Source organism: Alistipes sp. An66, assembly GCF_002161445.1.
Taxonomy (GTDB): Bacteria; Bacteroidota; Bacteroidia; order Bacteroidales; family Rikenellaceae; genus Alistipes; species Alistipes cottocaccae.
This window is the reverse complement of the sequence record NZ_NFHT01000002.1, coordinates 137,035-156,842: the sequence shown is the minus strand read 5'-3', so window position 1 is coordinate 156,842 and position 19,808 is coordinate 137,035. Positions and strand designations below refer to the sequence as shown.

The following is a 19,808-nucleotide window of genomic DNA, read 5'->3' as shown; positions in this document are numbered from 1 at the left end:
ACAAAAAATGCAGCTGCAAGTATACTGGAAGCCATATTTCGACAAGTTTCAAATTGTAATCACATCTCTTGAAAAGAGATATTTTTAAAATTATTAATTCAAATTTAGGTTTATGAGAAAACTTGTACTACTCTTCATGGCCGTTTTGAGTTGCAGCATTTATGCTTCGGCTCAAAGTAAGAAAGTTTCCGGTACGGTTACCTCAACCGAGGGGAAACCGATTGCGGGAGTGACGGTTGTCGTGGACGGCACACATGTGGGTACCAGCACGAATGCTGACGGACAATACACGTTGGATGTTCGTAAGGGCGAAACCTTGCAGTTCTCGTTCATCGGCATGCAGACGCAGACCATTGCGATCAACGACCGGACGACGATCGACGTCGTCATGCAGGACGATGCGATCGGTCTGGACAACGTCGTCATCACGGCCCTCGGCCTTACGCGTCAGGAGCGTACTCTGGGATACGCCTCATCGACGGTCCGGGCCGACGAGATCGCCAAGGGTCGTGCCGCCGACGCCATGTCGGGTCTGATCGGCAAGGTGGCCGGTATGCAGATCTCCTCGTCGGGAGGTACCGGCACCTCGCAGAAGGTCATCGTCCGCGGCTACTCCTCGCTGACGGGCAGCAACCAGCCCCTTTACGTCGTCGACGGCGTGCCCATCTCGAACTCCACGATGGGAACGCAGGATCTGGACAACTCGATCGACTTCGGCAACCAGGCCGCCGACGTGAATCCCGACGAGATCGAGTCGATCACGGTGCTCAAAGGCGCTTCGGCTACGGCGCTCTACGGTTCGCGGGCCGGCAACGGCGTGATCATCATCACCACCAAGCGGGGCCGTCAGAACGAGGACGTGACCGTCACCTACGACGGTTCGTTCATGGCCAGCACCGTGCTGCGCATCCCGCAGTTGCAGGACCAGTTCGGTCAGGGCTGGTATTATGACTACGAAGGCGGCTATTTCGGCAACTTCTCGCCCACGGAGAACGGTTCGTGGGGCAACCGCCTCGACGGCCGTCCGAACTACTGGCGTCCGGGCGCTGCGTGGTATGACGGAGCCGAGATGTCGGTAAAACCCTTCTCGTATGCGAAGAATTCGTTGAAGAACTTCTACGACGTCGGCTTCGAAACCAACAATACCATCACGGTGCAGGGCGGTACGGAGACCAGCGGATTCATGGCTTCCTACGGAAATACCTATTCGAACGGTATCCTCCCGGGCAACAACGACTACTACAAGCGGAATACCATTTCGTTCCGCGGCAATACGCAGATCAAGGGCGGACTGGCATGGCTGAACTACGGCATCTCCTACGTGCGCAAGGATGTCCGCAATGCCATGACGGGCCAGGGCGGCAGCGGTTCGACCATCTATCAGGATATCTTGCAGTATCCGGTCGACATCGACTACGGCGATCTGAAAGATTACGACAACATCTACAACAACGCCAACAACTTCTATACGCCCTATGCCCAGAACCCGTGGTGGACACTGGACCACAACTATTCGACCTATCAGGACGACCGCGTCTACGGCAACATCGAGTTGGGCTTCCAGCTCTGCAAGGGCCTGCAACTGATCGGCCGTCTGGGCGGCGACTTCGACAATTCGACCGAAAAGTACTATAACGACCTTTGGACCTTCCTGCCCGGATCGTATACGGCAGTGGAGGGCGGTTCGACGGAGCAGGGCTCCTATCAGGAGATCGCCCGCCGAAGCAACCAGATCGATGCCAACATCCTGCTCAATGCCGACTACCGTTTCGGCCGCGACTGGTCGCTGCACGCTGCGGCGGGCTGGAACCTCAACCAGCGCACGGCCTCCTATGTGGCCGGTTCGCTGACGGGCCTGGCTGTCGAGGAGTGGCCGAGCTTCGACAATACGAGCGGTGCGATCCCCACGTCGTCGTCCTATTTCGAGCGCCGCCGTCTGCTCGGTCTCTACGGACAGGCCGACCTGGGCTGGCGCGACGCCATCTACCTGACGCTCTCGGCGCGTAACGACTGGTCGTCGACGCTGCCCATCGACGACAACTCGTTCTTCTACTGGGGCGCCAACGTCTCGGTGGTGCTGACGGACCTCTTCCCGTCGATCCGCAGCAATGTGTTGAGCTTCCTGAAACTCCGCGGCGGTTACGGACAGACCGGTAACGACGCTTCACCCTACTATACGTCGACCTACTATGTTCTGGGAAGCGCTACGGGCGGTTTCGGCAGTCTGACGTTCCCGCTGAACAGTTTCTCGGGTCTCTTGCAGTCGACGCGCATGCCGGCGACGAGCCTCCGGCCGGAGATCTCCACCGAATGGGAGGTCGGTGCCGACATCCGTCTGTTCCAGAACCGCGTCAACTTCGACATCGCCTATTATAACAAGAAGACCCGGGATCAGATCATCTCGGCCGACCTGGCGCCCGAATCGGGCTATACCTCGCAGGTGCGCAACGTGGGTCTCGTCCAGAACCGCGGTATCGAACTGACGGTCGGTCTGGTTCCCGTGCGGACGAAGGACTGGGAGTGGGATTTCACCTACACCTTCTCGAAGAACAAGAACGAAGTCAAGGAGTTGTGGGACGACGTGACGGAGACCACGATCTACGGTCTGACCACGGGACCCCAGCTGAAAGCGATCGTAGGACAGCCGATGGGAACCTGGACCTATTACAAGACCGAGACCGTGCAGGACGAGTCGAGCCCTTACTACGGAAAGACGATCGTCAGCTCCACGACGGGTTATCCGGTTCTCTCGTCGACCGAGACGGAGATCATCGGATATGCGGATCCGAAGTTCACGATGGGCTTCAACAACACGATCCGCTGGAAGGATCTGTCGCTGGGCTTCTCGTTCGACTGGCGTTACGGCGGCAAAATGTATTCGGCGACGAAGAGCATCGTCTACTTCAACGGAAACGCCGAGGAGACGCTCTACAACATGCGTGATTCGTTCGTCGTGCCCAATGCGGTGTATGTGGGCGAAGATGGCGAATACCATGAGAACAACATCCCCATTACGGCCTATAACACGCTGAGCAATTACTGGTATTCGAACTCCAACAACGAGCGTTACCGGGACGACCTGCTCGACAAGACCTACCTGAAACTCCGCGAGATCAACCTCACGTACCGTCTTCCGCGCAAGTGGTTCGCCGGCGTGAAGTGGCTGACGGGCATCGACGTCTCGCTGGTGGGCCGCAACCTGCTGATGTGGACGCCGACCCAGGGCCTCATCGACCCGGACATGACCAACTACGGCAACGACCTCACGTCGCAGTTCGGCGAGTTCTACTCCGCCCCGACGACGCGGACCTTCGGCGGCAGCATCAAAATCATTTTCTAAACGTCCCATTTAAGAAGATATCGTTATGAAAAAAATCATTGTCATATTTTCCATCCTTCTCTCGACCGTGTTGAGTGGATGCCGGGACTGGTTGGATATCAACGAGAACCCGAACTATGTCAGCGATGCGGACAAGACGGCGCTGTTGCCTACCGTAGCGCTTGAAACGGCGGACAAGGTGGGGTACGAACTGACGCTGGTGGGTTATTTCTGGTCGCAGTATGTGGTGCAGTGCAATGAGACCAACCAGTATGTGGACATCATGACCTACAACCTCAATACGCAGTCGTCCTACTTCACCAACCCGTGGGCCTATATCTATTCGCGGGTCTTCCCGTCGATCAAGACGATTCTGGCGCAGTGCGAGGGCGAGTCCAATGTCTCGAACTTCGTTTTCGAGGCCAAGGCCCTGCTGGCCTACAACCTCTATCTGTTGACGAGCCTCTATGACGAGGTGGCCTATACGGAGGGCTGTCTGGGCGACGAAACCAACACGACCCCGCATTTCGACAGCGGGGAGAAGATGCAGGAGGTGATCGTCGGCCTGTTGGAAGAACTTCGCGCGATGGATGCCGCGCAGCTGGCAACCGATGAGGAGACGAATACCTCCACCACGTCGGACATGATCTTCGGCGGCGACATGGAGCAGTGGGTGAAATTCGCCAATACGCTCTACCTGCGGGTGCTGATGCGTGATTTCGATGCCAACAAGACCAAGATCCAGACGTTGCTGACCGAAAACAACCTGCTCGACACGCAGGATGCGGCCTTCGACAACTTCCTGGATCAGGCCGACAAGTCGAATCCGTTGTACGAGAGCGACCGTCGTCAGTTGAACACGACCGCCAACATCCGTTGCTGCTCGGATATTCTCAATATCCTGGATGAGAGCGATCCTCGTCTGGCCTACTATTATGAGACGGATGGAGAGCTCCTTGGCGTGGCCTATGGGATCCGGCCGATGCTGGAACAGGCGAACCGCCTCCGTCTCGGAGCCACGGATCCGGTCTATTTCGCCACGATCGACGAGGCTCTTTTCCTGAAAGCCGAGGCGTATGCCCGTCTGAATGACGCTGCGAATGCCCAAAGCAACTATGAGGCGGCGATCCGCGCGGCCTTCGCCCGTTGCGGCTGCGAGGGCGCCGACACGTTCATCGCCGGCGATTATGCCTTCAAGAGCGACGGTACGGCCGAGCAGATGGTCGAGCAGATCATCAACCAGAAGTGGGCTGCCAATGTGCGCTGCATGCCGATCGAGGCGTGGTTCGATATGAACCGCACGGGCTATCCGACGCGAGGGACGACGCTTACTTCGTCGAAAGGAGTCCTGAATGACTATCCCTATCGTTTCCTCTATCCTTACACGTCGACGGACTTCAACCCCAACGCTCCGGACGTAGTGCCCCTCAACACCAAGATGTGGTGGCACAAATAGGTTCAGTACAGTTGGTTAAATTTAAAAGAACGGACAAGATATGAAAAAGATATTGAAAATGTTGTTTGCCGTCGTTCTGGCCTTTGGTTTCGCAGCCTGTGAGACTTATAAGGCGGACGATCCCGAGATGACGGCGGTTGCCGATTTCGACGGACAGTGGATCTGTTTCGCCTATGATGCGAGCGATCTGACGACTCCGGTCACGGTGTTCGATATTCTGGTTACGAATACGACCAACAATGATGCGGATGCCATGTGGATGACGCTTACCGACTGCAAGATCGAACACTATACGACCAATACGCAGGATCAAATCAGCGCGATTTTTCTGGATGCGCTTCAATTCAGACTTTCCTGCAATACGAAGGATCTGACGTTCTCGTGTTCGGAATCGGACGCTTCCCAGCCTCAATTCTGCAACAACATATATCTGGGCATGACCTACTATACGGCGGGTTACAGCGGATATGTGGATCGTGACGGTTACAAGGTGACGGTCACCGGCGGCAAGGTTGTGAAGAATGGAGTTGATACGAAGACCGGATACAAGGCCGATGCGATCGAATTTACATACAGCCGCACGAATCCCGATGCGACCATGAAGGAGTATGTCGTCAAGGGGATGAAGAATACCGGCTGGAACGAGGACATGCAGGATTACTCTGATTTCATTGATAATAACTTGTGGCCGTGATGGTCAGGAAGCAAGGTAAACATTTCTATCAATGATGCAATGAATTGAGTTTTGGCCGGAAATGTTTATTCGGAGAGGAGCCGTGACGGTGATCCTCTCCTTTTTTTGAGTGAGTGTGTGAACCCCCGGCGGGCACGTGCGCTGATGCGGAGCGATTCTTTGTCTGGGAATCCTTTCGGCTTTGGACAGAGATCCCCGGTCCCGGTTACTCTTTGTCCGACTTCCCGGAGGCTTTTTTCTTGTCGGGAATGGGATAGGGCAGATTGGCCGCCTCGTCGCCCATCCCGGCCAGATAGGCGTCGTACATGTCGAGGATCCAGGAGTCGTTCTCCTCGGCCTCCTTGTCGTGGACCTTTCCTTCAGGACCCTTGAACCATTTCTTGCAGAAATCCTGCAAGCCCGGGTAGCGGTCCTTCATCAGCACCGAATTGACCAGCGTGTAGGGGTAGACAATCCCTTCGGGATCGTTGTGGAAACGGACGCCGTAGTTGGTTTGGAGCGATCGGCCCATGCCGTTTATTCCGGATGAAACCCATATTTTCCACCAGTAGGTCGTGGCGTTCTTGCCCACCTTGTTGACGCAGAAGAGCACCTGCATCGTGTGGTAGCGGCTTGCGAAGTTGGGCTTGGCGAGCGGATGCGACTCCCAGCGCAGACCGTCGGGATGGTTCTCGGTCGTCTCGACATAGTCGATGCTCACGACATCGTCGGCCGTATATTCGATCGGCTCCTTGTCGTCGGGCGTTTTCGTGACCTTGAACGAGTAGTTCTCCTTCTTGAATACCGAATTCTCGGCGTGCCAGCCCCGATGGACGTAGCAGTCGACCTTCTCGCCCGATTTGAGGGTGACGATCACATGATCCGACTCCGCATCTTCGGGATTCTTGGCGTCGGCACGGAAGATCATGCCGATGGTGGCTAATGCAGCTAACGCACCAAAGAAAAAGTGTTTCATCTTGTTTCAGGTTCGTTGTTAAACATTCAATTCTTTTCGGGGTTGTAGGCTTCGAGCATCAGGATGGTCTTGCTGCGGTCGGAGGTATTTGACTGCAAGATCCGCCCGGCGAGTTCGGGATCGTCGGAGACGTAGGCCGCCACCGATTCGCGGAAACGATCCTTGCCCCGGCGGCTGGCCGATCCGGCGTCGTAGAACTCCTCCTCGCCCGCCTTGCGCAGGTAGTATGCCGTGCGCGAACGGCTCAGATAGCGATACTTGACCAGCACCTCGATGCCGCCGTTCGAATCGACGCCGTATCCCTTCTGGGCGAAGACGCCGACGCAGATATGAGGCGTCTCGAAATAGACCCACAGCCAGCCGACTTTCCCTGCGGGGATAAACTTCTGTGGATGTTCAGGTGCCGTGGCGTGCCAGCAGACGATCGAGTCGATCTCCTCGTAGCGATAGATCTCCTTGCTCTTGTCCTTGTAGAAAGCACGGCGCAGCAGTTTGACGTCCTGTGCGTGTTTGGGGAGTTCGATGCGGTCTTTTTCGCCGCATTCGATGACGCGTCCGTTCTTGAGGTAGATGCGCCCCTGAACGGTCGAGGCAGCGTGAGCCACGGAAAGTGCCATGGTGCACAGCAGCGTCAACAGCGTGAAACGAAGGATTCTTGTATTCATGCTACCAGGCATATTGAGGTTGTTCGTAAAGTTAAGCATTATTTTGAGAAGCCGGATGCCATTAGGGAGATAATTTGTAAAAAACTGCCGGTTCGAGTCATGTTGCCGGAAGTTTGTCGCGGGACCCGATTGCTTCGGGCTGGGCTTCTTCGTCCTCCTTTGTCGCTGTCTCGTTCCGGCATGACGAAGTGTTGCCATGAAACGGCCTGAAAAAACGGGGACGCCGTATCCGCTTCGTGCTACGACGCCCCTCCCGACAAAGCATGCGGATTACTTCTGCAGCAGGGCGGAGAACTCTTTGAGCGTGTCGAGGCTGTCGAAGAAGTCGACGTCGAACTTGACCGTCTTGCCGTCGTTGAGCACAACGGTCAGGATGCCGTCGTCCTCGGCATACGCGAGGTTCGATACTTCGGAGATCGCGAAGGATTCCTTTTCGACATTGCCCTTGCGGATTACCGGATAGGTTACCCGGTCGTCCTCCACGGTGATGGTGCCGCCCTTTGCCGACAGGGCTCGGGCCTGACGGATCTTGCGGTAGGCCGAGTAGAGCATGTAGAGTCCGGCGATGATCATCAGGATCGTCGTCGGCACGGGGCCGAGGATCGGTTTGGCGCCGATGCGGATCCCGAAGGGGTGAACGAGCGGAAAGACGATCAGGGCGATGCCCAGAATCAGCGAGATCAGATTCTCCTTGATCGACGAGGTCGATGCGTAATTGAAGGTTTTCATGGTTGGATCGTTGTTTGATGGAAATGGATGGATCGGACCGTTGTCCCCGGTCTCTTCCGTCAGGCGGGGGACACCGCACGGCGGAAGAGACCGGTTTCGTCGGGTTTTCGCAATGTGTTTTTCGGGCTTACGCCTCGTTGTCCTGTTTCGAATAGGCCGAGAACTCGCAGCCGAACTGCTCGACCATCATGTTGTCCATCTCGTCGGCCTTTTCTGCCAGCCGGACGAGGTTCTGCTGGATGCGTTCCTCGGATTCCTCCGAGATGTCGGCCAGGTGGATGCGGTAGCAGATGTAGATCTGACGCCCCTCGATGCCGAGTTTGTAGGGATAGAAGTCCGTATCGAGCATGTAGTCCAGCACCCTCTCGACCTCCTTTTTGGGCAGGAGGTTGATCGGCGAGACGGCAAACAGGTAGGTGCGGTCGTAGACGAACAGCCGGATCTCGGAGCTGCCTTTGTGGAACAACCACGCTTCGTTGCCGTCGCGGGCCAGAATGGGGTTGATGCCCATCTTCGCGATGGCCGCCTCGCAGAACTCGCTCAAAGGCGAGAGCTGACGCTCCTCGAAGACCCCTTCGGGCAGCTTTTCGCCGCACGAGGGGCAGAACTCCTCTTCGTCCGAGATCAACTCGTCGCAGCTCTCGCACTGCACCTGGAAGCAGTCGCGGTCCAGCTCGCCGAGCGAATCGAAGAGCTTGTGCAGCGTCTCGACGCGGATGCCGAATCCCATGTTGTCGGCGTCGGAGTTGGTGAACTTGCTCACCGTGATGCCGACCACTTCGTTGCGTTCGTTGATGATCGGGCCGCCGGAGTTGCCGGGGTTCACCGCGGCGTCGGTCTGGATGTAATACTGCCCGTTCATCAGCTGCCTGGGCGACGAGACGGTGCCTTCGGTGACGGTGAAGGGCATGCCGTAGGGATAGCCCGCCACGCGGATCTTGTTGCTGATGGCGAGCGAATCGTCGGCCGCCAGGTGCAGGGACGGCAGCGATGAGAAGTCGTGGTCGACGGCCAGCAGTGCGATGTCCAGCGTTGGGTTCACGAGCACGACCTTCGCCGGATAGGGGTTGCGGTCGTTGTCGTGGACGGCCACGGTGTGGAATCCCTCGACCACATGGTAGTTCGTGACGAAGAGATCGTGGTCTTTCAGGTAGAAGCAGCTGCCCGAGCCGCCGGCATGCGTAACCTTGAATACTACGCTATAAATATTCTGTTCCATGGTGATTCGTGTTTAGTTGTTGAAGAGCCCGCTCATCATTTTCTGTTGCAGTTCGCCGGCCAGACGCATGTACTCGGCCATGTCGCCGCGCGTCATCGCCTCGGTCATCTTCCGTTGCAGCTCCTGGATCTCGTCGCCGCCCATCGCCGCAGCCATCTTCTGTTGCATGGCCTGCGCCTGTGCCTGCGCCTGCTCCATCATCTGCTGCGCCATCGGGTTGCCCTCCATCGCGCCGGCGAAGAACCCTTCGTCGTCGTCCTCCTCGATCTCACCCTCCATGACCTTGTCCAGCGCGGTCCAGAGGATCTCGGCGGCCTTCTCCATCGGCTGGTCGGCAGCTTCACGCAACGCCTTGACGAAGATGACGTTCAGGTCGTCCTGCATGTCGTTGTAGAAGTAGGCTTCGTAGAACTTGTAGCAGATGCGCACGGCAGCCCGCTCGAAATCCTTGTTCTGCATGGCGGCCGTGGCCTCCTCGTAGACATCCTTCATGTTCTCCTGCACGTTCTGCAACGACGAAGGGCCCTTGATCGAGACGAGCGTATCGACATAGTAGAGGTCCTCGGCCAGCTTCTCCTTCGGCATGTCGAGCAGTTTTTGCAGGAAGGCCGTGCCTTTCATCACGAGTTCGGCCACGGGCAGCTCCTCGTCCATATCGTCGACCGCCTTGTCGATGTCGTTGGCCAACTGGCCCTGCGGCTGCGCGAAATAGGAGATCTGGTAGAACGTCGTGTCGATGACGTTCCACGAATAGCCGTAACGACGCTGGTCGTTGTACTCCCTGACGGCGTCGAGCGTCGCCCGGACGAGCGACTGGATCGCCTCGTAAATGCGATCCACCGTCTCCGCAGGATAGGGCGTTACGCGGGGTTCGTAGCAGCGCGTGGCCCCGAATTTCGTGCAGAATTCGTCGTCGTAGCGGTCGCCCACGCGGCAGATGTTTTGCAGGATGTTGACGATCTTGTGCGGATGGGTCTCCGCGATCGGGCAGTGGTACTCCATTTTCAGGCGGTCGCCCTCCTTCGTGAAGCGCGGCAGCAGCAGGCGGTTGATGTTCATGTCGGCCACCTGGCGCAGCATCGCCACGCGGCCCTTTGCGGGCAGGTTCAGGAAGTCGGCGTCGATGTACATCGTCCTGTCGTCGAGACGCACGTTGACGACGATCGAGCCGTGGGGCAGGTGGAACTCCGTCCCCGCGGCATTGCCGTATTTTGTGCGGAACTCCGGGTTGAGGTGGTCGAGCAGCGTGTGGAACGCCTCGACGTATTGCCCTTCGCCGTACAGGTCGATGCTTTTGTCGTACAGGTCGCGCTGCATGGCACTCTGCGTGGAGTCCACGACCGGCGCAATAAAGGGAAGTGTCCGTTTCATGGGTCGTTGTCGGGTTTGACGGTTATTCTTCTTCGGGCGTGATCGAGCCGTCGGGATTGACGATGATATTGGCTTCGTAGTAGAGGTGCGTCACCTGGCCGCCGCTGGTTTCGGTCTCCTTGCCGTCCTCCGTGAAGCAGATCTTGAAGTTGGCCTCCTGCGTGCCGACCGCCTTGCCGCGATTCAGCATGGACATTATTTTCGGAAGCACTTCGCTGATCTGGTAGATGCTGACCGACTGGAAGGTGTGTCCTTCGGGCAGGAGCTGTTTGGCCTCTTCGATCTGGCGTCCGATGGCTGCGGGGTCGATCTCCGAGAGGCTGATGCCCTTGATCTTCGCGTAGTCGATCTCGTTGACGCTCGTCGAGTAGTCGTTCATCTGCCCGACGCGGCCATCCATGTAGTAGGCCTGACGGAAGGCAAAGTTGTCCGCATTGACCATGTCGAGCGAGATGCTGCTCAAATCGTTCGACAGCTCCTCGCGCTCGTTGAAACGCATGGAGAAGATCTTGAACTTCGTCGTGTCGACCTTCTCCTTGAGGATTTCGACCGCTTTGGCGTAGGTTTCCGCCTGGTCGGCCGGATACTTGGCTCCTCCGAGCAGCGAATTGACGTTGTTGCACGAAACGAACAGTGCGGCGATGCCGGCGATGGCGGCGAAACAGATTGATTTTTTCATACGTGTGAAGTGTTTGAAGTTGGATAGTTTGTTTTCATTTCATTTTATTTCATTTCGGCTCCGACCGTGCGGCAGAAGTCGATTTCGCGGTAGAGTTGTTCCAGCAGTCGTTCGTCGGCGAGCGATCTCCGGCCGGGACGCAGGAATCCGTCCGGAGTCCCGGAGGCGAAATAGAGGGTGTCGCCGCGGAATGAGATCATCAGGTCGCGGTTGAACGATCGCCGCAGTCCGGTCATGCGGCGCATCGTGGCCGGTGTCAGCACCATGCGGGCCTCGACCTCGTCGTCGGCATAGACCGCGAAGAGACTTTCGAATTCGGGGTCTTCCAGGTGGACGAACTTCGCGCCGTTCTTCTGACGGATGCTCTGGACGCTCTGCGCCAGATAGCCGAGTTTGTCTTCCAGATGGTCCGGCAGCAGCAGGACATATCCCTTGAAGCGGCGCTGCGTGCGGCAGTATCCGAACATGCCGCGGAACGTGTGCATCGAGCTTTCGATCCGTGTCCCGAAGATCGGCCGCACGATTGACCGATAGAGCATCGTGAGCGGATTCGCTGCGAGGCCCTTGTCGTGCTGCGGGGTGATGCCCACGTCGCAGATCTGCATCGTCTGCTCCCCGACGGGGAGTTCCACGCGGCCGTACGATGTCGCTTCCGGCGACGGGAGGGTGGAGGCGTCGCCGAACAGCCGGCTTTCGGCCAGCGCTTCGCGGTCGACGCCGCCCGCCGGGTTGAACCGCGCTTCGGGGAAGAGTTCGCCGACGATGCGGCCCATGAGCGCAGTCTCCTGTCCGCCGAGCGATTGAAGCCCCCGCATGAGGGCGAAGTGCAGCACGCAGAAGAAGATGAATCCGTAAAGGATGTATTGGCTGGTTTGTACGTTCGTTGCATAATCGGCCGAGGCGAGCAGGTAGCCGCCGAAGAGGCAGAAGACGAACCACACAAGAGTTGCCGAATAGACGATCACGAGCAGCACGCGAACGACGCGGCGCAGGCGGGCGATGCGCGTCAATTCCCGGTTCATTTTGCCGGAAAGCCGTTTGAAGTCGATCGTTGCGTTCATGAGCGGAAGAGGTCGGCGACCGAAACCGGTTGTTTTTCTTCTTCGGGGATTTCGATCAGTTCCTCCTGCGTGTGGCGGCGCCATGCGGCGATGATCGACGAGGGGAACATTTCGATGGCGTTGTTGTAGTCCGTGACGGCGGCGTTGCAGGTGCGTCGTATGGCCTGCAACTCGTCCTCCATCTGCGCGATCTGACCTTGCAGATGCAGGAACTGTGCGTTGGCTTTCAATTCGGGGTAGTTCTCCACGGCGATGTTCAGACGCCCCAGCAGTGCGGAGATCTCACCGCCGTTGCGGATCTGCTCCCCTTCCGGAGCCGCGGCCGTCCGAGAGCGCAGGTCGGCGATGCGCGTCAGGAGCTCGTTTTCGTAGCCCATATAGGTCCGGACCGATGCCACGAGATTCGGGATCAGGTCGTTGCGCTGCTTCAAGACCACGCAGATGCCGCTTCGGCACTGCCTGACGCGGTTCCGCTTGGCGATGAGGCTGTTGTTGGTGACGATGCCCCACACGATCAGCAGCAGGGCGACCGCCGCCAGGCAGATGATGATTCCTCCGGTCGACATAATACATATCGTTTTATCAGGTTCTGTATTTCCGGGTTGTTCCGATTTTTTTCGTGTCTCCGCTGCATCCATTCTGCACCTTCCGGGATTCGGGCCGTCCGCCCAACCCTGATAGATACGAAACGTGGGTCTGCGGCCATATTTGGTTTTGGAGGTCCTGAGATTACCTTTGAGCACGAATATGGTGATAGCAGCCCACGCAAACGTGAAAGCCGCCATGCCATCTCTCGTGCCAAGTTTGAAAATTTCTCAGGTTCCCAAAACTGCAAGATCAGCATAACGCTTCGTATGTATCCGACCGGGCACTGCGCCCAATCACTCCACAAATATAGTTTTTTTTATTGATCCGCAAAGCACCGGCGGTAAAAAAGAACGATTTATTCGGGCATAAGGGGCGAAATGAATTGTGCCCGGAGCCCTCCCGATCCGCGGGTTCACCCGGTTTTTTCCGCCGTTGCGGCCTGCAAGCCGAAGATTTGCGGACTCCGGAGCACCCGGGTTCCGGAAAAAGCCATATCTTTGGACCTGTTACCGCATGCAGGGAGATGGACAGACTATGCGCCCGGTTGGAGCGGGCTGCTCAAAATACGGAATGGAACATCTGGACGGGCCGGGTTTTGTCGGAGATTCGGCGGGCGGATCCCGCGCGCACCGAAACCTGGCCGGTTCTGGCGTCGCTGTCGGGGGAGGTGCCGGCCATGCGCTGGCTCGTGCAGCAGATCCGGTGCTGTAACCCCGTGCCGCCCGAGCGCCCGCAGGAGGAGTCCTTGTTCTATATGCTGGCGGCATTCTGCCCGGACAACCGGGTTCTCGGATACGTCATCGACACCTGGCGGTATTATCTCCGGACAAGGAACAGCCGGGGCCTTTTGTCCTGCGCCCGGATTTATTCGCTGGTCAGCCGTCACGACAAATACCCCCATCTGAATGTTTTCTACAACCTGATGACGGGGGATGTGCTGCGCGAATACCGGCTTCATACGGCGCCTGCGGATCAACGTTCCGCCCTTCCCTTCCTGACCGAACGGGATTTTCACCTTTTCGGGAAATACCTTCCGGATTTCCGGCCCTTCGGCTTCCGGGAGCGGGTGCAGGCGGCCCGGAACAGAATGCCGGAAATGACGACCGGCGGAGCGTTGGCCCGTGCGTGCTGCATGTCGGAGTCGGTGTTCCGGCGGCGCTTCCGGCAGGAGTTCGGCATTCCGGTCTCCGAATGGCTCCGCCGGCAGCGCCGGGAGCGGGTCGAACGGATGCTGCGCGATCCGGAGATTCCGCTGCGGGAGGTTGCGGAACGCAACGGATTCAACATGCCCTCCACGTTCGCGGATTACTGCCGCCGGAATTTCGGTGCGCCGCCCCGGCAGATGCGGGAGAAGTTAGGGGAGCCGTAAAACAGCCTCCGGTCAGAAATTTCCGGCCTCCGGTCAGAACCGGGCATTCGCCGGCGGTTCCTATTTTTACGTCGCCGATGAACCCCGAATCCATGCGGAATCCGATTGTCCGAAAAATATGTCTCGCGGCCATGTCGTCGAAGGGAGGCATGCGCCCCCTCCGACGGGTCCCGGAGGTCCTGAACCATGTTGGAACCCGGCGCCACCGGGGTCCTCCTGTAATCTGCCGTTGTGATTCCCTCCGTCGCAAGGGGCCGGACCGTGATCCCGGGAGTCCGAAACGCCATTCGGTCCGCCTGAAATCCGCGCGAGGTCCGGGCGAAGTCCCGGCCGGCGGATCGCAGGGACGTCATCCCGATTGAAAAGTCGCTCCGGCACGTAGGAGATCTCCCGTTTTTGTCCGTAGGACGCTTGCTATCGTCCGCTGATTACGACGATTCCCTCTTTGAGCGAACAGCGGATCGGCGCGATGTTTTCCAGTTCGTCGAGCAGCTCCCGGAGCGGCAGGTTGGGGGTTTGGAGGCTGAACGTACATTCGTAGACCGCCGGGTCCGTCACCTCGAAGCGTACGTCGTACCAGCGGCCCAGTTCGGTGATGACCTCCCGCATGGGCGTATCCCGGAAACAGATCGTATTGTGGCTCCACAGGATCGACTGCTCGGCATTGTCCAGATCCTCGATCCGGCTCGTATCCAGTCGTTTGTCATAGATGAGCCGCTGGGAGGGTTCCAGCAGGAAGCTCTTTCCCCCGCGTGAAAACTCCACGCTTCCCCGGATCAGCACCACCGAGATCATTTCATCGGCCCGGTATGCCTTGACATCGAACTCCGTGCCCAGAACCCGGATTGCCGCATGGTCGGCGGTCTCGACAATGAATGGCCGCCGGGAGTTGTGCGCCACCTCGAAATAGGCTTCGCCGTCGAGGAGCACGCGGCGTTCCGAGAGTCCGAACCGTTCGGGATAGGAGATCGTCGAGCCGGCGTTGAGGAAGACCCGCGTTCCGTCCTGGAAAATCACCTCCTTGCGCTGTCCGACCGCCGCCGAGACCGTCTGCTGTTCGTCGGCCGAGAAGAGCGCGCCGCCCAGGCGGCTGTTCAGATTGGCCCACAGACCCAGAATCAGGGCGCAGGGAATCAGGACCGCGGCCGCCCGGAACCACATGCGACGTCTCCGGGCGCGTGCGAGGATGCGCTCGATGCGGCGCAGCAGCTCTTCGCCCGGAATGTCGGACAGCGGGGCGGCAGCACCCGATTCCAACCGCTGCGCATCGGCATCGAACTCGGCGGAGAGCCATTGCTGACCTTCGTCCGTGGCGAACCATGCGGCGACTTCGGCCGCCTCCTCGGGGGTGGCCGTTTCATTGAGAACTCGTTTCAGAATTATTTCATCGGGTCGTTTCATCGGATCAACAATAACAGGGTTATCAATAAGTTCGCAGCCCCGGCAAGGAGGCTCTTCAACCGTTTCAGACACTCCCGGTAGTGGGTGTTCACCGTGTGGATCGACAGGTTGAGCCGTGCGGCGATCTCCTGATTCGAGTAGCCTTCGCAGCGCATCGTCGCCACGGCCCGCTGCTGGGGCGGGAGAGTGGCTATGGCCTGTCCGAGCAGTTCGATGCGGTGGCTGCGCTCCGCCAACGTATAAAGGTCATCATCGTATTGGGGTTGTTTCTGTACGATCCGGTAGTTGTGTTGCAGGGCGTTGACGTTGTTGCGGATCTGGTTCAGGACCTGGTGTTTCAGCATTCCGTACAGGTATCCGGAGAGATTCCGCGTGATGAAAAGCGCCTCGCGGGCGGTCCACAGCTTGACGAAAAGCTGCTGCAAGGCGTCGTCGGCGTCGGCGCGGTTTTTCAGATAGCGCAGTGCCAGCGTATAGAGTTTGGCGTGGTAGCGCCGGTAGATGGCCTCGAATGCCGCCCGGTCGCCCTTCCGAAGCCTTTCGAGCAGCGCGAGGTCCTCTTCCGTATCTCCTTTCCAAGAAGTCATATCCGTTCGTTAAAGCCATACAAAGATAACGATTCGGTTTCATTTACAAGACACCCGAAAGGGGGCAAAATGAGTAGTCCGGAATTTTTTTTCGGAAAAATCGGCTCTGCGCTCACACTTTTCGGGATGACTGTGTGTCCTTTGAATGAACCGACAAAACTACAACCGTATGACCCGATAACTTTTGACTTCTTGCATGCAAATTGACATCGTATTGTCATTTCGATGTTCTCCGGCCGCATCTTCTGCTGTACATCTTTGCGGCAAAGAAACATTTGATTCACCGATTCTTCCTATCTTTATTAACCAATCCAACAGAAATGAAACCATTTAGACTCCTATTGGCGGCAGTCCTTCTGGCGGCGTCCGTGACCGCGGTCTCGGCGCAGCAGGTGACTGTCAGGCTCCGGCAGGTCAGGCTGGTGCAGGTGCTGGACGAGATTTCGCGGCAGACCGGCTATGCGTTCTACCACTCGCGTCCTACGGTCGATCCCGACCGCATCGTGTCGCTCGACGTCGCGGACACGAAACTCGAAACGGCATTGGACCGGCTCTTCGCCGGCACGCAGATCGGCTACAAGATCAAGAACCGGAAAATCTATCTGACGGCCAAACCGGCCGCGTCGACCCCCCCCCTTCAACCCCGGACCGTAAAGGGTACGGTGGCGGATGCGTCCGGCGAGCCCGTCATCGGGGCCACGGTCGTCGTGAAGGGTACGACACGGGGTGCCAGTACGGGCATCGACGGCGGATTCGCTCTCGATGTGACGCCTGCCGACGTGCTGGTCGTTTCCTACATCGGGTACGACACGCAGGAGATTCCGGTCGGGAGCCGCACGTCATTCGAAATCCGCTTGAAGGAGGAGGCCACGGCGCTGGACGACGTGGTGGTGATCGGTTACGGCGCCGTGCGCAAGCGCGACGTCTCGACGGCCATCTCGTCGATCAAGGCCGAGGATATCGCCAACCAGCCCATCTCGGACTTCCGGCAGTCGATGATCGGCAAGATGCCCGGCGTGCAGGTGATGCAGACGGGCGGCGATCCCGAAGGCAACGTCATGGTGCGCGTGCGCGGTATCAGTTCGGCGACGGCCGGCAACGACCCGCTGTACATCGTCGACGGCGTGCCGATGGAGAACGGACTCTCGAACCTCAATATGAACGACATCGAGTCGATGGAGGTGTTGAAGGATGCCTCGTCGGCCGCGATCTACGGTTCGCGCGGCTCGAACGGCGTGATCCTCATCACGACCAAGAAGGGCCATTCGGAGACCATCCAGGTCACCTACGACGGTTACTACGGCATCGAGCAGGTCTCGAAGAAGATCGACCTGATGAATGCCTACCAGTATGCGCAGTTTGCCAAAGAGGGACACGACAACTCCTATTACAGCATCTATCCCGGCGGCACGGCCCCCAACGGCGAGCGGCCCGAATCCTACATGAACTGGCCCGTGGAACTCACGCCCTATCTGAACGGCGAGCCGGGTCTGACCGACACCGACTGGCAGGACGCCATCTTCCGCACGGCCTCGACCACGAGCCACAACGTTTCGATTTCCGGGAAAGGGCAGAACATCAACTACTTCATCTCCGCGAACTACTACTACAAGGAGGGTATCATCATCAACTCCGATTTCGAGAAGTATTCGTTCCGCCTGAACCTCGACGGCAAGTACAAGAACTTCAAGTACGGCGTGAACTTCTCGCCGTCGTACTCCAAATCGAACCGCGTCAATGCCTCGGGACCTTACAGCTCGGGCGGCGTGGTGCAGTCGGCGCTGTGCTCGAACCCGATGTGGCCCGTTTACAACGAGGACGGAACCTTCAACTTCCAGGGCAACGGCTACTGGCGCATCGGCAACGACTACCAGCACAACGAGATCCTGAACCCCGTGGCGCTGGCGACGCTCAAATCCGACGTCGTGGACCGCATGGCCATGACCGGCCGGGCGTTCCTCGGCTACGACATCTGCAAGGGGCTCTCGTTCCAGACCTCGATCGGCGGCACCTTCTACGGCGCCCACAACGACACCTACTCCTCCTCCGAACTGGAAACCATCGGCAAGGCCAACTACGGGAAGAAATCCAACCCCGTCGGATACAGCTCTTCGGGCTTCTACTTCAACTGGCTCATCGAGAACCAGCTGACCTATTCGCGGGACTTCGGCGACCACTCGCTGACGGCCGTTCTGGTGCAGTCGGCGCAGAAGGAGACCTACAAGGGCAACAACGTCACGGCCACGGACTACCCGAACGACTACAACCAGACGATCGGCGGCGGAACCGTGAACGACGGCGACTCGAAGACCGACGAGTGGTCGCTGGCCTCCTACCTGGCCCGCGTGCAGTACAGCTACAAGGGCAAATACATGCTTTCGGCGGCGATCCGTGCCGACGGTTCGTCGCGCTTCGGGCGGAACAACCGCTGGGGATACTTCCCTTCGGCCTCGGCCGCGTGGCGCATCTCGGGCGAGCCCTTCTTCCAGAACGCCGCGGCCCTGTCGTGGGTCAGCGACCTGAAACTGCGCGCCAGCTACGGTCAGACGGGTAACTTCCAGATCGGCAACTACAAGCACCTGGCCACGATGGACGGCGACAACTACATCCTCGGGACGGGGAGCGGCTCGCTCGTGAACGGATACAAGCCCACGAACGTCGCCAATCCGAACCTCACGTGGGAGAAGACCTCGATGTTCAACGTCGGAGCCGATTTGAGCCTTCTGGGCGGTTATTTCAACCTGACGGCCGAGTACTACTACGCCAACACGACGGACATGCTGCTCGAAGTGCCGATCCCGCACCTGACGGGTTACAGCACGACGCTGATGAACATCGGCAAGGTGAACAACCGCGGCTGGGAGCTCTCGGCCACCTCGCAGCACTCCTATGCCAACGGTATCAGCTACTCGCTCAACGCCAACTGGGCGACGAACACCAACGAGGTGAAGGCGCTCGGGGCCAACGACACGCCGATCATCACCTCCGGCAGCGTCGAGCACGCCTACTACATCACGAAGGTCGGCGAGCCGATCGGCTCCTACTACGTGCTCGTGCAGGACGGTATCTTCAAGAATGCCGACGAGTTGAAGGCCTACCCGCACTTCGACACCACGCAGCCGGGCGATTTCCGCTTCGTGGACGTCAACGGCGACGGCGTGATCGACACCAACACCGACCGCACGATCGTCGGCAACTACATGCCGGACTTCACCTACGGATTCGGCGGAACGTTCGGATACAAGGGGCTGGACTTTGCGGTGGCCTTCCAGGGGGTCTACGGCAACGAGATCCTGAATCTGAACCGCCGCTACCTGGACAACATGGAGGGGAACGTCAACGGGACGACCGCCGCCCTGAACCGCTGGGTCAGCGCCGACCAGCCGGGCGACGGCAACACCAACCGCGTGAACCGCAAGCAGACCGGCAACAACGGGCGCACGTCGACCTGGCACATCGAGGACGGCAGTTACCTGCGTTTGCAGAACATCGCCCTGGGCTACACGCTGCCGGCGAAGTGGACCCGGAAGTTCCATGTCGAGAAGCTGCGGGTCTACGTTTCGGCGCAGAACCTCGTGACGTGGACCGACTATTCGGGCTACAACCCCGAGGTGAGCGGCAGCACGAGCGCCCTGACGCCCGGCGAGGACTACGGAACCTATCCGCTGGCCAAGACCTACATGGTCGGTCTCAATGTTACCTTCTAATACGACAC

15 protein-coding genes are annotated in these 19,808 nt (G+C 58.5%); 5 read left to right on the top strand and 10 right to left on the bottom strand.

The genetic code is table 11. The features are described from left to right. Positions 1-112: 112 nt before the first annotated feature. From B5G16_RS02460 to B5G16_RS02450, 3 genes are read left to right on the top strand one after another with little or no spacing between them, the layout of a single operon-like run. Entirely contained in the window at positions 113-3,340 is a 3,228-nt protein-coding gene (locus B5G16_RS02460; protein ID WP_087260737.1) for a SusC/RagA family TonB-linked outer membrane protein, read from the top strand. Positions 3,341-3,365: 25 nt separating this feature from the next. Continuing rightward, positions 3,366-4,775 (top strand): SusD/RagB family nutrient-binding outer membrane lipoprotein, encoded by a 1,410-nt coding sequence (locus B5G16_RS02455; RefSeq protein ID WP_087260735.1) that lies wholly within the window; start codon positions 3,366-3,368, stop codon positions 4,773-4,775. 40 nt (positions 4,776-4,815) lie between these two features. After that, positions 4,816-5,469: a lipid-binding protein gene (locus B5G16_RS02450; RefSeq protein ID WP_087260734.1), complete on the top strand. Its 654-nt coding sequence runs from the start codon at positions 4,816-4,818 to the stop codon at positions 5,467-5,469. A 205-nt stretch (positions 5,470-5,674) separates the two neighbouring features. Here the strand turns inward: B5G16_RS02450 and B5G16_RS02445 are convergent, their stop codons facing one another. From B5G16_RS02445 to B5G16_RS02410, 8 genes are all read right to left on the bottom strand, one after another. Next, a complete protein-coding gene (locus tag B5G16_RS02445; protein ID WP_204227982.1) occupies positions 5,675-6,424 on the bottom strand; it encodes a hypothetical protein in 750 nt (249 codons plus the stop codon). A 26-nt stretch (positions 6,425-6,450) separates the two neighbouring features. Beyond that, the gene (locus B5G16_RS02440) at positions 6,451-7,089 is read right to left on the bottom strand and encodes a hypothetical protein (RefSeq protein WP_239405930.1); all 639 of its coding nucleotides are present in this window, start codon (positions 7,087-7,089) and stop codon (positions 6,451-6,453) included. A gap of 270 nt (positions 7,090-7,359) precedes the next feature. After that, on the bottom strand, positions 7,360-7,818 hold the full coding sequence (locus tag B5G16_RS02435; RefSeq protein WP_087260732.1) for a hypothetical protein: 459 nt from the start codon (positions 7,816-7,818) through the stop codon (positions 7,360-7,362). 127 nt (positions 7,819-7,945) lie between these two features. Further along, on the bottom strand, positions 7,946-9,037 hold the full coding sequence (locus B5G16_RS02430) for a trypsin-like peptidase domain-containing protein (protein ID WP_087260731.1): 1,092 nt from the start codon (positions 9,035-9,037) through the stop codon (positions 7,946-7,948). Positions 9,038-9,049: 12 nt separating this feature from the next. Then, complete coding sequence (locus tag B5G16_RS02425) at positions 9,050-10,408, bottom strand: hypothetical protein (RefSeq protein ID WP_087260730.1); 1,359 nt, start codon at positions 10,406-10,408, stop codon at positions 9,050-9,052. Positions 10,409-10,430: 22 nt separating this feature from the next. Further along, complete coding sequence (locus B5G16_RS02420) at positions 10,431-11,087, bottom strand: hypothetical protein (RefSeq protein ID WP_087260728.1); 657 nt, start codon at positions 11,085-11,087, stop codon at positions 10,431-10,433. Between the two features lie 44 nt (positions 11,088-11,131). Further along, positions 11,132-12,109: a DUF3137 domain-containing protein gene (locus B5G16_RS02415; RefSeq protein WP_239405928.1), complete on the bottom strand. Its 978-nt coding sequence runs from the start codon at positions 12,107-12,109 to the stop codon at positions 11,132-11,134. A 35-nt stretch (positions 12,110-12,144) separates the two neighbouring features. Next, positions 12,145-12,714, bottom strand: coding sequence for a LemA family protein (locus B5G16_RS02410; RefSeq protein ID WP_087260723.1), 570 nt, complete (start codon positions 12,712-12,714; stop codon positions 12,145-12,147). A 545-nt stretch (positions 12,715-13,259) separates the two neighbouring features. Between B5G16_RS02410 and B5G16_RS02405 the strand changes: the two genes are divergently transcribed. Then, on the top strand, positions 13,260-14,105 hold the full coding sequence (locus B5G16_RS02405) for a helix-turn-helix transcriptional regulator (RefSeq protein ID WP_087260721.1): 846 nt from the start codon (positions 13,260-13,262) through the stop codon (positions 14,103-14,105). A gap of 414 nt (positions 14,106-14,519) precedes the next feature. Here the strand turns inward: B5G16_RS02405 and B5G16_RS02400 are convergent, their stop codons facing one another. Both B5G16_RS02400 and B5G16_RS02395 read right to left on the bottom strand, forming a co-directional pair. Beyond that, positions 14,520-15,506 (bottom strand): FecR family protein, encoded by a 987-nt coding sequence (locus B5G16_RS02400; RefSeq protein WP_087260719.1) that lies wholly within the window; start codon positions 15,504-15,506, stop codon positions 14,520-14,522. Continuing rightward, complete coding sequence (locus B5G16_RS02395; protein ID WP_087260717.1) at positions 15,503-16,093, bottom strand: RNA polymerase sigma factor; 591 nt, start codon at positions 16,091-16,093, stop codon at positions 15,503-15,505. The genes B5G16_RS02400 and B5G16_RS02395 overlap by 4 nt, the downstream gene beginning before the upstream one ends. 320 nt (positions 16,094-16,413) lie before the next feature. On the opposite strand from B5G16_RS02395, the gene B5G16_RS02390 reads away from it, so the two are divergent. Beyond that, complete coding sequence (locus tag B5G16_RS02390) at positions 16,414-19,800, top strand: TonB-dependent receptor (protein WP_087260715.1); 3,387 nt, start codon at positions 16,414-16,416, stop codon at positions 19,798-19,800. Positions 19,801-19,808 lie beyond the last annotated feature (8 nt).